This is a genomic window from Funiculus sociatus GB2-C1, assembly GCF_039962115.1.
Taxonomy (GTDB): Bacteria; Cyanobacteriota; Cyanobacteriia; order Cyanobacteriales; family FACHB-T130; genus Funiculus; species Funiculus sociatus.
This window is the reverse complement of record NZ_JAMPKJ010000037.1, coordinates 32,688-45,107: the sequence shown is the minus strand read 5'-3', so window position 1 is coordinate 45,107 and position 12,420 is coordinate 32,688. Positions and strand designations below refer to the sequence as shown.

The following is a 12,420-nucleotide window of genomic DNA, read 5'->3' as shown; positions in this document are numbered from 1 at the left end:
GCAAGCAATCAGGATAAAAGAGAAGTCTTATATGGTACAGTACAATCCGTTGCAGTACCTTCCCACAGAGGAGGATCTGCCCAACTCTGACAACACCCCTGTGGATAACGAATTTCAACTTTTGATTCCTCATCTGCTGCGGGTCATCCTATGTCTATCATGGGCAAACCGCACTGACTGGTTTTTTGGGATCAATATGGGAGTTTATTATGACCCCCAACAGCCAGCAATTGTACCGGATGGTTTCTTAAGTTTAGGAGTACCGCGACACAAGAGTAACCGAGGAAGACTCAGCTATTTAATTTGGCAAGAACAGGTTGTCCCCCAGTTTGTCTTAGAATATGTTTCCCAAACAAAAGGCGGAGAATATGACGACAAAATGGCCAAATATGCCAGCATCGGGGCGCTGTATTACGTTATCTACAACCCTGATTACTGGCGGCGGGACAAGCACGATCCTTTTGAAGTTTATCGGTTAGAAAATGGGGTTTACATACGACAGTTTGGCAACCCAGTATGGATACCAGAAATTAATTTAGGCATTGGGTACGAGTCGGGGACGCATCATGGTTGGACTCGTGATTGGCTCTACTGGTATGACCAGAACGGAAACCGCTTCCCGACTCCTGAGAATGTCATTGAACAGGAACGCCAACGTGCTGAAACTGAACGCCAACGCGCTGAGGGCGCTCAACAGCAGCTTGCAGAGTTAATGGCTAAGTTACAAGAACGGGGAATTAATCTCGATGAACTTTAGATAGCGCGATCGCGCTGCTACTTGATGACGAATGCGATCGCTGATTAATTCCATCACAACTCAAAGGGAATTGGGCGATATTTTTTTATATTTTCATAATGTACGCTTTCCACTAATTTGTGCCAGTAAAGTATTAAATCGTTATGCTGTTCCTCTAAATTACAATCAAATTAAATTAGTATATTATGCGCTTCCTTCCCTACTTGAGATTCAGCATAACTTAATGTATTCCAAACATCACTAATTTGAATTATCTCTTCAACAGTTTTACCTTGATGACTAACTATCAGGATTTCATAAGCTTTTCCAAATTCTACCATTCTTGACCACTCGTTTTTCTTAATGCGGATGGTAGGACAGTAATAATTTATAATTTTACTTCAGCTTAAATTTATGGCAATCCTAAACCAGTACATTTAATAAGGTAATATTCTTCTGTAGCGTCCTATTTTAAAATACTGGTGTAGCCAAGCCATTTGTAAAAACCCAAAGTGTACTTATCTTTAAATATATCGTATTCTTCTGGGGCAATCGAATTGGGAAAGTTATCATCAAACTGTTCCCATTAGGGACACCAAAATTATAAGCACAAACAGCTAACTACCAAAGTTAAAGGTGAACAAATGAAGCCTGGGTCGGCTGGATTTTAAGGCAGAAAGGGCAGTTTTTGTACGCAAAAGTCCGAAACTAATAGAAATGAAGACTATAAAAATTCTATCCCACTCTACTTTAAAAGTAATTTCGCTAATTCACAAAATCCCTCGCCTTCGGCAAACTTGGTAATGTAAGCGGGTTTATGAGTTAACTGATTGGCATACTCTAAAACATTTGCCACACCAACGGAAAGGGGAAAATATTGAGGATTAAATAAACTTTCATCGTTGGGACTATCGCCAACTGTGACAACTTGTTCTGGTGTGTATTGAGGGAAGTGATGGGTTAATACTTTCAGCAAACCAGTTGCTTTATCTTGTTGCTTTGGTTTGATGTGACACTGTATGGAACTGTAGGTAAAACTCCAGCCCAATTCTTGACAAAATGCGTTTATAGTTTGCAGATCATCGGGTGTCAGTTGGCGATTATCAAATGTCCAATCGGTAATGCGAAAACGATTGTCACCAGATTCTTGAAGATAAGGAAATTTAGATTTGAGTTGGTCAAAAATATGATAAAGCTGTTGTCTGTGGGCAACAATATCGGGAATGGGGGTTAAAGTTACTGGGGTTTCGGTGCCAGATGGGTAGAATAAGCCGCCGTTTTCTGCTAATGCACCCGCAATTGGCAATATCGCGCTTAAACCACTCATCCAGCCAGCGGAACGCCCGGTGACAATCAGCACGGGAATGCTGGCATCTGCTAAATTTTCTAAAGCTTGGAGTAAACTTGCGGTAAACTTGCCTTGGCTCGTCAAGGTGCCATCCATGTCGGTTGCAACTAGACGAACATTTTTCAAGTAATTCTTCATATTAGCTTGATGAAGCGGTAGGAAAGTGATCATAAAGTGGTTTTAGTGGGAAAAAAAAATGGCTATGCCAACACTGACACCAAACCAGCGCAATTACTACTATCTTTTAGAAGCGGAACGGACGGGCATCCACAAGCCGATTTTGGCGGCGCTTTATCAAGTACACTCTTCACCGTCGCTATCGGACACAGAAAAGGGGCTGGGCATCTCTCCGGCTAACCGGATTCCTTTGGAAGAGGTAGATTCTTTTCCGAAACAGGTGCAATATGCGGCTAATACTATTGGAAGTCTGTGCAACAGTTTAGTTGTTCAGGGGTGGAAAGGTGCCGAAATGTGGGATGTGGAAAAAGGTCGTTATAGCGATCGCTTCCTTCAATCTGTCGCTGCTGGTTATGTACCATCTGCCAGCGAACCCACGGCGGCGCTTTTGGAAGCAAGTAACGCTGATGCGCTACTGCAAGCTTACCTGAAAGACATGGCTATAGATTTTTCGGTGGCAGGCTTGCCAGAAAATCTTGCTTATCTGGATCAGGCGTTAGTAAGTTTGGTGGAACGTGTTGCTGATTACTATATAGGCTTGCCTCAGCAACGGGATGCGGTGCTGGAAGCGGTGCGGATATGGCATCACTTGGATACCAGGGAAGATGCGATCGCAAAGCTTTTCGTAGCCTCTTTGCAGAAGATCCCCCCAACCCCCCTTGAAAATGGGGACTTTTCTCCCCCCTTTCCAAGGGGGGCTAGGGGGGATCAAGCCTTAGCTGAAGACAACTTCGATGAATCTGCGCTAGATATTCCCCTGAAGCAATTTATCCAGCAAGTTGCCCAAAATTACTCTGGTTATCCGTATCAACGGGAAGCACTGCTGCGCCTAACTCAGCTGTGGCGACAACTCCAGTCGCGGGAAGATGCGATCGCATCTTTGAAAAACAACACCTCCGCCGAAACTGGAATTAAAATAATCGATCCCGCACTGATTGCCTTTGTGCAGTTTATCCCCCAGTATTATCAAGGAACCGGAACCCAACGCCATGCCCTCACCGAGTTGTTGCGACTCTGGCGGAAATTAGACTCGCGTGCGGCGGCGCTGGCGGCTTTGGGCATCGATCCCCAAATGTTGGGTAGCAGTACCGCAGATCGCACTACCTTCTCTCATCTTGCCGTCCAGTTGGACAATGAATTACTAGAGTTTATCCGCCGTTTGCCTATTGAATATAAAGAACTGGATTACCAACGGGAAGCTTTAATTCGTCTGGTTCAACTTTGGCGCAATGTGACTAGAGATCAAGCCATCCGTTCCCTGTTCGACGATCTCAAACGCATATATAAGGCGCGGAAAGATTCCCCGGATTCTCCACCCAAGCCAATGCCAGTTATCTTTAAAGAGCGTCCCGAACACTGGACGCTAGAAAATATTCAGCTGTCGGCTGCAATCGTGCCGGATGGCAACTTTACCTGGGCAGAAGCTACCTCTGGAGGTATCTGGATGCCACCCAATCAAGAGACTTTAGATGCGATCGTCCGGATTGCTAAAATGGCACAGAAAGCACGCGATCGCATTGGACGGCCAATTTTAGTCGCCAGCTGGTATCGACCACCAGCCATTAATCGAGCGCTTGGTGGCGCATTATACAGCCGTCATATTGTTGGGGATGCAATAGACTTCACCTGCGAAGGGCTTTCTGGCACTCAACTTTATTGGTTCCTCGACCCTTGGTGGTCTGGTGGCTTGGGCCGCTACACCCGATTTCCAAACCTATGCCATATTGATGCGCGATGTCACCGCACACGGTGGCAAAACTAAATCAATAAAAATGGAAAATTAAATTATTTTTCATTTTTAACTTTTACTTTGGGAATCCTGATAATAGACATCAATTTCTAGCCGTAGCCTATATGTCCACTCCCATGATTTTTGTAGACTCTCTTTTAGCTCAAACCCCTGCTAAGAAGACTCAACTCCCAGCCAAAAAAACTCAAACCGCACAACAAGCAGCCGCAGCTGCTAACCCTCAACCACCGTCAATCTGGATGTTCACCACCGGAGGATTGGCTTTACTGCTGATTGCTGGGGGAGTATTTGTCAAGATCAAATCTAATGAGATAGCAAAGAGAGCCAAGTTACAAGATTTTAAAATCAAAGACCTCCAGAAAAAGTTAAAGTTGGCGCTTGATTCTATTCATAGAATGGAAAGCAATCCTGACTTGGTTAACTCGCGGGAGTTTAACTTAGACTACCTGAGAATGCGAATGGATGAGGAGGTGTTTCACTTTGCGGTCGTCAATCAAATTAAAGTTAGAGTTAAAGAACTAATCACCTTAGCTCTCCGTCCGACTCAAGCATCGCAAGCAGCGGTTGGAATTGCTAGTACGCAAGCTCGTCAAGTGGATGAAATCTTTGATGTTATTTATGAGACGGGAGAAGGCACAAGGCGCTCTAAGCGGGTGCTTTTCCGCATCCAAATTAAGTTAATGAAATTACCTACTCAGGCTACTTCTGCTACGATTAGCCAAATTATAGACTGTATCGAAACATTCCTCTCTCCAGCAGACGATCACGATACTTGGCAACCAACAATTCAGGGGCGCATTGTAAAACTAAATTGGGATCAGAAGGCAAAGCCAACACCTCTGTTGGTGCTAGAGCAATTAAGCGATGGGGTAAATGTGAGTTTTCGCACGAAGCGGGCTGCTGGTACTTAATTTTCCTCGTTAAAAGGCTCAGCCTGGGAATGCTATTACTGAGGTGCCTCATGTGTGGGGGAGACACAGCGATCACTCTAGTTATTAATAGTAGGGAATAGTTAAGCGATGCAACCCAACAAAATCCTGATAAAGTTGGGTAACGCGCACCTCAACCATTTCCTACAATTAACCAAACATTTTATGATAGACGGGGTACTACAATTATTCTTAACTGAACCGTATTGTGCTACATATGCAATAGTTTCTAATCCAAAATTGGATTAGCTCAGCTTGGTTATCGAGCGAGCCGCTCAAGACTTTAGTCTGGCGTTACAGAAACAAAGCCTGTATAATTAAGCCTGCCAACGCTACGGCTTCGTTTGCGGAGCATCGACCGCAACAGGAGTGTGGGCATACTATTGGATGAACCCTTATGTCAGCGTTTCCCAAACTGGTTTCTGAGCATCTTTGTTTTGGCGGTAAAATTGGTTTTTACAGCCATGTTTCTGATACTTGTAACGGCGAAATGCGATTTTCTGTCTATCAGCCACCGCAAGCAAAATCAGCACCAGTACCAGTTCTTTATTTCCTCTCAGGTTTGACTTGCACTGAAGAGAACTTTATGGGTAAGTCTGGCGCACAACAATTTGCTGCTAAGTACGGGATAATGCTCGTTGTACCAGATACCAGCCCTCGTAATAGGGGAATTGAAGGTGAAGATAAAGATTGGGATTTTGGTACTGGTGCGGGATTTTACGTTGATGCTACTCAGCAAAAGTGGCGATCGCATTATCAAATGTACAGCTATGTTGTCCGCGAATTACCTGCTCTAATTGCCGATAATTTCCCGGTACAACCTGAAAAAATGGGAATTTTCGGGCATTCGATGGGCGGACACGGAGCTTTAGTATGTGCTTTAAGAAACCCTGAGCTTTATAAATCGGTTTCAGCTTTTGCACCCATTGCCGCGCCGATGCGCTGTCCTTGGGGTCAGAAAGCTTTCAGTAATTACCTTGGCGCAGATAAGGAAAGCTGGCGCAACTACGATGCAAGCGAATTGGTACTGAGTGCCAAATTTAACCGTCCCATTCTCATCGACCAAGGCACAGCGGATCAGTTTCTCGCCGAACAACTGCTTCCAGAGGCGTTTGAAAAAGCGTGTGCAGAAGCGGGACAACCGCTAACTTTGCGCTACCAAGAAGGGTACAACCACAGTTACTATTTTATCGCCACTTTCATTGAAGATCACATCCGCCACCACGCGATCGCGCTGTTTAGCTAAATTTCTCCTTCCCAGGCTGCGGACTGGGAAGGAGGAAAATTGGTTTTGAGGGAGTATTTTCATGTTTGCACGGAAAATTCTTCAGGATCGATTCCCCAATTCACCCAGCGAATTGCTTTTCTATAGCAATCCTCGCCAGAGTTGTGAGATACCAGCCCTTCAGATCCCGCACTTCTTACAGAAGTGCGGGATCTCTCCTTCACGAATCATTTAGGACTGCTATATAGTTGGTACGCTAGATACTGAAATTGTCTTGCCTTGTGACTCATCAGTTGCTGCTCTAATTTCCATTTCAGCTCAAAGTCAAATAAATTCCCTAAAAATCTCCCTTTTCTATTTAGAATCGGGCTGTTTAAAGCTGCATAAGGGCTATCAAAAAAAATAATTTCAGGGTCTTTTTTGCCAATTGCGGAGTAAGCAAATTGAACCGCTTCTTTAGCTTTTGAGCGATTAATTAGTCCTTTGGAGAAAACAATTGCTATCCATTTTTCACGGATTACCGGAATCAGTGCTTCTTGTTCAGGAGTAAGACTTTTAAGCTTAGTCTTTGCCATATAACTCCACATTTATCTATAAGGGCAGAACATTGCTTTTTTCTACCCTATGATGGATAAGAACTATAATATTTGTTACGCATACCACTTTTATGGGCTTTCCTAAAAATGCAGCAGTTAACACCACATCTGTGCTGGATCAGCCTGAAGTTGGCAAATTAATTGATGAACTGGGGCAATTGACCAACCTGACTCAGGCGCAGCTTGTAGAGACACTGGGTGTTGCTTACGCGACTATCAATCGGTGGGAAAACGGGCATATTCAGCCTTCACCTCTGGCAATAAAACAGTTTCGCGCATTAGCACTAATTGATCAACTTAGCCAGTTTTCTTCAGAAACGCTTCGATCCGGAATCCAACGGCTGCTAACGCAGCACTTCTCACACGAAGGATAGGCGTGTCATGGGTGAAGTTAGCACATTATCTGAGAATTTGTTTGTGGGTGGTAGCGAGATGGGTGCGCTGATGCGATCGCGCGATTGGTCGCAAACGCCCTTGGGGGCTGTCGAAACCTGGCCTCAAAGCTTACGCACCATTGTGCCTTTAGTCTTGAACTCCCGCTTCCCGATGGTCATTTGGTGGGGGAAAGAATTAGTATTGCTCTACAACGATGCTTGGCAACCCATCCTGGGGACTAAACACCCAAAGGCACTAGGACGACCCGGACAAGAAGTTTGGTTAGAAATTTGGGACATTATTGGGGTGCAGCTAGAGAGCGTACTGGAAACAGCACAGGCAACTTGGTCTGACGATATGCTGCTGCTAGTTGATCGCTACGGATACACCGAGGAAGCTTTTTTCACCTACTCCTACAGCCCAATTTTTCTAGAAACAGGCGAGGTGGGAGGGGCGTTTACGGCTGTGACTGAAACGACCCGACGGGTGATTGGTGAACGGCGGCTCAGAACGTTACGGGAACTCGCTGCTAGTACCGGAGAAGCCAAGTCCGTTGAGGAAACCTGTCGCATGGCCTGCGCCACCCTTGCGAACAATCCTTACGACATTTCCTTTGGTTTGCTGTACCTGGTCGAACAGGAGGGGCAACAAGCTCGGCTGGTGGGAACGGTCAGGATAAACGCTGGGACACCCGCGGGGCCCAAGCTTGTTAACTTGGCTACTGAAGGTGATTGCTGGAAGTTTGCACAGGTTAAAAAGACTGGGGATGCTGAGATTATTGATGAATTAATCACCCGGTTTGGGATGCTCTCTGGTGGAGCCTGGGATGAACCGTCGAAGCAGGCGATCGTCTTGCCGATCGCGATGGCGGGTCAAAAGCAGCTATTAGCAGGATTTCTAGTTCTTGGAATTAGCCCTAGACGTGCGTTTGATGATGAATACCGGAGCTTCTTTGACCTGGTAGCCAGCAATATTGCCACAGAAATCGCGAACGCCCAAGCCTATGAAGCAGAACGCAAACGCGCCGAAGCACTGGCAGAACTCGATCGCGCCAAAACCACCTTTTTTAGCAATGTTTCCCACGAATTCCGCACGCCGCTGACCTTAATGCTGTCGCCGTTGGAAGAAACGATCGCGAATTTGAATGGAACAATTCCACCTCAAGAACGCGAACAATTACTACTGGTGCAGCGGAACGGAATGCGGCTGCTCAAACTCGTCAATAGCTTGCTCGATTTTTCACGCATCGAAGCAGGTCGAGTCCAAGCAGCTTTTGAACCTGTAGATTTGCCAACTTATACGGCGGAACTTGCCAGTACGTTTCGCTCGCTGATTGAACGAGCCGGAATGTCGCTGATTGTTGACTGTCCACCCTTGCCCGAAGCGATTTATATCGATCGCGAAATGTGGGAAAAAATCGTTCTCAATCTATTATCAAATGCTTTTAAGTTTACGTTATCTGGCTCAATTACTGTTCGATTGCAGTGGGTAGACTCTCACGTTAAATTATCGGTTGCGGATACAGGAGTCGGCATTCCGCCTGAAGAATTACCGCATTTATTTGAGCGATTTCATCGGGTCAAAAATTCTCAAGGACGGAGTTTTGAAGGCTCTGGCATCGGGCTATCGCTGGTGCAAGAACTCGTCAAACTACATGGGGGAGCGATCGCGGTTTCCAGCACCTTCGGGCAGGGAAGTTGCTTTACGGTGACGATTCCCGCCGGAACTGCTCATCTGCCGCCAGAGCGCATTGGAGCCGATCGCACGTTAGCATCAACGGCGTTAGGGGCAATACCCTATGTCGAAGAAGCTCAACGGTGGTTGCCTGAGAATGGCGATTTTAGATTGCCGATTTTGGATTTTGAATTAGACAATAATCCTACTAACTTAAATCTGGCACCAGCCAATCGGGCAGCTCAATCGAAAATCTTATTGGCAGATGACAACGCTGATATGCGCGACTATATTCGGCGACTCCTAAGCGGTTCTTATACCGTTCAAACCGTCGCCGATGGCGTTGCTGCTTTGACCGCCATTGAGAACAATCCACCTGATTTAGTGTTAAGCGATGTGATGATGCCGGGGATGGATGGGTTTGAGTTGTTGCGATCGCTGCGTTCTAATCCCGCAACCCAAGACATTCCGATCATTCTCTTATCAGCCCGCGCCGGCGAAGAATCCCGCGTTGAAGGACTCGAAGCTGGAGCCAACGACTATCTGATTAAACCGTTCTCGGCGCGTGAACTGCTGGTAAAGGTAGAAGCAAGTTTGAAGCTGGCACGCCTACGACAGGAAGCAACTGTGCGAGAGCGAACCCTTCTGGAGCGCGTGACTGATGCGTTTATGGCATTGGATCTCGACTTTCGCTTTACCTACGCAAACGTTGCCGCACAACGAGTGTCACGAACTCCCTTAGAAGCACTGCTGGGCAAAACGATGTGGGAAGCCTTCCCAGCCACGATCGGCAATCAGTTTGAATTCCAGTATCGCAGAGCGTTGAGCGAGCAGGTGGCGGTGGAATTTGAGGAATATTATCCTCCGTTTGATTTGTGGGTAGAGGTTCACGCTTATCCTTCACCGACTGGATTGTCTGTCTTCTTTCGGGATATCAACGATCGCAAAAAAGTTGAGCAGGAACGAGAACGTTTTCTTGCCCTCGGTTCAGATTTGCAAGTGATTACGGGCATAAACGGCTATTTCCACTGGGTCAGCCCAACCTTTGAACGAATCCTCGGCTGGACATCGGACGAAATGACATCCCGCCCCTGGGCTGAGTTTGTCCACCCAGAAGACCTCAGCGCCTCGGTTTCAGAAGCCGACAGTCTGTTCTCCGGCAACGAAACCTTTACGTTTGAAAACCGTTATCGACACAAAGACGGCTCCTATCGCTGGTTGCTCTGGAACGCCCAGTCGTACCCAGAAGAACAAGTGGTTTACGGCGCTGCCGTTGACATCACCGATCGTAAGCAGGCTGAGGCGACACTGCGCGAGAGTGAGGCGCGGCTGCGATTTATGTTAGATGCCTCCCAAATTGGCGATTGGGATCTCGATCTCACGACGCAGCCTTACACTGCTCATCGATCGCTCAGACACGATCAAATCTTTGGCTATGAGTCGCTGCTGCCGGAATGGAGCTACGACATTTTCTTAACCCACGTTCATCCCGACGATCGCGCCTCTGTGAATGAGAAGTTTCAAGAAACCCTTTCAGCCAATACCAACTGGAACTTTGAATGTCGAATCATCCACGCCGATCAAAGCGTGTATTGGATTTGGGTACGCAGCAGCGTTTATTGTGACTCCAGTGGTACGCCGACTCGGTTGTTAGGAATAGTGATGGATATCACCGATCGCAAACGGGCGGAAGCAGCCTTGCGTGAAACCGAGGAGCAAAGCCGGAATATTCTAGAGAGCATTGGTGAAGCATTCTTTGCCCTGGATGAGAACTGGCGGTTCACCTACGTCAATCAATTTGCCGAAAAACTGGTCGATCGCATTCCGGGTGATTTGATTGGCAAGAATTTATGGGAAGAATACCCAGGGCTGATTGGCAACGAGTTTGAGCCGATCTATTGGAGCGCAATGCGCGATCGCGTGCCTGCCTCACTGACGGCGTTTTATCCCGACCACGATCGTTGGTACGAAGTCCGCAGCTACCCTGCCGCACAGGGAATCACCGTTTATTTTAAGAATGTCACCGATCAAATTCAAGCGGAAGCAGCCCTGCGGCAATCGGAGGAACGCTATCGAACGCTGTTTGAGTCGATCGATGAAGGCTTTTGCATCATTGAAGTGCTGTTTGATGCCAATGACACGCCGATTGACTACCGCTTCTTAGAAATCAATCCTGTCTTCGAGCAACAAACAGCACTTCAACAAGCCGTTGGTAAAACGATGCGTCAGTTAGTTCCAGATATTGAAGACCACTGGATTAAGATTTACGGACAAGTCGCTCTGACGGGTAAATCCGTTCGCTTTGAAAATGGCTCCGAAGTAATGAACCGTTGGTTTGACGTTTATGCTTGCCGCACCGGGCAGCCAGAAGCCCGAAAAGTTGCCATCGTGTTCAAAGATATTAGCGATCGCAAGCGCATCGAAGCTGAACGCGAACAACTCCTGCAACGCGAACAAACTGCACGAGAAGCCGCCGAACGTGCCAACCGCATTAAAGACGAGTTTCTGGCAGTGCTGTCTCATGAGTTGCGATCGCCGCTCAATCCGATTCTCGGCTGGTCGAGCTTGTTACAGCGAGGGAATCTGGACGCTACAAAAACGGCTACCGCCCTTGCCACGATCGAACGCAACGCCCGACTCCAGGCACAACTGATTGATGACCTGCTCGACATCTCCCGCATTCTGAGCGGCAAACTGAGTTTGAATGCGATGTCTGTTGACTTGAATATGGTGATCTCGGCCGCGTTAGAAACCGTTCGACTAGCCGCCGAAGCCAAGTTACTGCAAATTCAAACCACCTTTTCACCCTCTCAGGGAATGGTAATTGGCGATGCCGGGCGTTTGCAGCAAGTAATCTGGAATCTTTTATCCAATGCGGTAAAATTCACCCCTCAAGGCGGGCAAATTACCGTTAAGTTAACCCAAACTGAAACTCATGCCCAGATTCAAGTCACCGATACTGGAAAAGGCATCAATCCTGACTTTCTGCCTTATGTGTTTGAGCATTTTCGGCAAGAGGATGGAGCCACAACTCGTAAATTTGGGGGTTTGGGATTGGGACTGGCGATCGCACGGCAAGTTGTCGAGATGCACGGCGGTACGGTTACAGTAGACAGTCCAGGTATTGGGCTAGGTGCGACATTCACAGTTCAAATTCCCTTGGCACCTCAGTTAATTGAATCACCAACCTTAGATCCATCACCCGTTAGAGATAGTGATTTGAGCGGTATTCACATCTTAGTCGTCGATGACGAAACGGACTCACGAGAGTTTGTGGCTTTTGTTTTAGAACAAGCTGGTGCGATCGTTACCACCGTTGCTTCTGGAATTGACGCACTAAGGGCTTTCTCCCAATCCGTTCCTAACATCATCGTCAGCGATATTGGAATGCCAGTGATGGATGGCTATATGCTGATGCGTCAAATTCGCACACTTCCGGAGGGGAAACAAATTCCTGCGATCGCTCTGACTGCCTATGCCGGAGAAGTCGATCGACAGCAAGCGGAGGCGGCAGGCTTTCAACGTCACGTTGCAAAACCCATTGAGCCAGAGGTCGTAGTGGCGATGGTCGTCGAATTAGTATCATCAGTCTAAATCGGGCAAAACGCTC

Annotated in this window: 9 protein-coding genes; 6 read left to right on the top strand and 3 right to left on the bottom strand. The window is 47.0% G+C overall.

Annotated elements, in window-relative coordinates; all coding sequences use genetic code 11:
* Window positions 1-31 precede the first annotated feature (31 nt).
* A complete protein-coding gene (locus NDI42_RS17495) occupies window positions 32-757 on the top strand; it encodes a Uma2 family endonuclease (protein WP_190452998.1) in 726 nt (241 codons plus the stop codon).
* A gap of 170 nt (window positions 758-927) precedes the next feature.
* Here NDI42_RS17495 and NDI42_RS17490 read toward each other — a convergent pair whose 3' ends face one another.
* Complete coding sequence (locus NDI42_RS17490; RefSeq protein WP_190452996.1) at window positions 928-1,077, bottom strand: hypothetical protein; 150 nt, start codon at window positions 1,075-1,077, stop codon at window positions 928-930.
* A gap of 404 nt (window positions 1,078-1,481) precedes the next feature.
* The gene (locus tag NDI42_RS17485) at window positions 1,482-2,222 is read right to left on the bottom strand and encodes an HAD family hydrolase (RefSeq protein ID WP_242017562.1); all 741 of its coding nucleotides are present in this window, start codon (window positions 2,220-2,222) and stop codon (window positions 1,482-1,484) included.
* Window positions 2,223-2,280: 58 nt separating this feature from the next.
* Between NDI42_RS17485 and NDI42_RS17480 the strand changes: the two genes are divergently transcribed.
* The 3 genes from NDI42_RS17480 to fghA all read left to right on the top strand — a co-directional run bounded on the left by NDI42_RS17480 (window position 2,281) and on the right by fghA (window position 6,186).
* Complete coding sequence (locus NDI42_RS17480) at window positions 2,281-4,023, top strand: D-Ala-D-Ala carboxypeptidase family metallohydrolase (RefSeq protein ID WP_242017561.1); 1,743 nt, start codon at window positions 2,281-2,283, stop codon at window positions 4,021-4,023.
* A 92-nt stretch (window positions 4,024-4,115) separates the two neighbouring features.
* The gene (locus NDI42_RS17475) at window positions 4,116-4,922 is read left to right on the top strand and encodes a hypothetical protein (RefSeq protein ID WP_190452992.1); all 807 of its coding nucleotides are present in this window, start codon (window positions 4,116-4,118) and stop codon (window positions 4,920-4,922) included.
* Window positions 4,923-5,337: 415 nt separating this feature from the next.
* On the top strand, window positions 5,338-6,186 hold the full coding sequence (fghA, locus tag NDI42_RS17470) for an S-formylglutathione hydrolase (RefSeq protein ID WP_190452991.1): 849 nt from the start codon (window positions 5,338-5,340) through the stop codon (window positions 6,184-6,186).
* A 206-nt stretch (window positions 6,187-6,392) separates the two neighbouring features.
* Here the strand turns inward: fghA and NDI42_RS17465 are convergent, their stop codons facing one another.
* Window positions 6,393-6,740, bottom strand: a complete 348-nt coding sequence (locus NDI42_RS17465) for a hypothetical protein (RefSeq protein ID WP_190452989.1) — start codon at window positions 6,738-6,740, stop codon at window positions 6,393-6,395.
* A 92-nt stretch (window positions 6,741-6,832) separates the two neighbouring features.
* Between NDI42_RS17465 and NDI42_RS17460 the strand changes: the two genes are divergently transcribed.
* Entirely contained in the window at window positions 6,833-7,135 is a 303-nt protein-coding gene (locus NDI42_RS17460) for a helix-turn-helix domain-containing protein (protein ID WP_190452987.1), read from the top strand.
* A gap of 7 nt (window positions 7,136-7,142) precedes the next feature.
* Window positions 7,143-12,404: an ATP-binding protein gene (locus tag NDI42_RS17455; protein ID WP_190452985.1), complete on the top strand. Its 5,262-nt coding sequence runs from the start codon at window positions 7,143-7,145 to the stop codon at window positions 12,402-12,404.
* The last annotated feature ends 16 nt before the right edge of the window (window positions 12,405-12,420 follow it).